Source organism: Streptomyces hazeniae (assembly GCF_031845485.1).
Classification (GTDB): domain Bacteria; phylum Actinomycetota; class Actinomycetes; order Streptomycetales; family Streptomycetaceae; genus Streptomyces; species Streptomyces hazeniae.
Genome location: NZ_JAVREQ010000174.1, coordinates 1 through 454 on the forward strand (window position 1 = coordinate 1; position 454 = coordinate 454).

General features: G+C 62.1%; 1 protein-coding gene. It reads left to right on the plus strand.

Annotated elements, in window-relative coordinates; translation table 11 throughout:
• Positions 1 to 379 (plus strand): transporter substrate-binding protein (locus RM572_RS29175; RefSeq protein ID WP_311676361.1); only part of this gene is annotated, 379 nt, incomplete at its 5' end.
• Positions 380 to 454: the final 75 nt, after the last annotated feature.

The following is a 454-nucleotide window of genomic DNA, read 5'->3' on the forward strand; positions in this document are numbered from 1 at the left end:
GAACTACTACCAGACGATCGACACCCCGGTGAACAACGCCTTCGTCAAGGCCTACAAGGACTTCGTCAAGGATCCCAAGAAGCCCACCTCGGATCCCATGGAAGCCGCCTACGTCTCGGTCTATCTGTGGAAGAACACCGTCGAGAAGGCCAAGTCGTTCGACGTCGCGGCGATTCAGGAGAACGCCGACGGCGTCAGCTTCGACGCCCCCGAGGGCAAGGTCACCATCGACGGCGAGAACCACCACATCACCAAGACCGCCCGAATCGGCGAGATCCGGCCCGACGGCCTGATTTACACGATCTGGGAGTCCAAGGGCCCGATCGACCCCGACCCGTACCTGAAGTCCTACCCGTGGGCTGCGGGGCTGTCCGGCTGACGAGCGAAGCGACGGGGGAATCGAACACAGCATGGACATCCTCATCGGCCAGCTGGCAACAGGATTGAGCCTCGG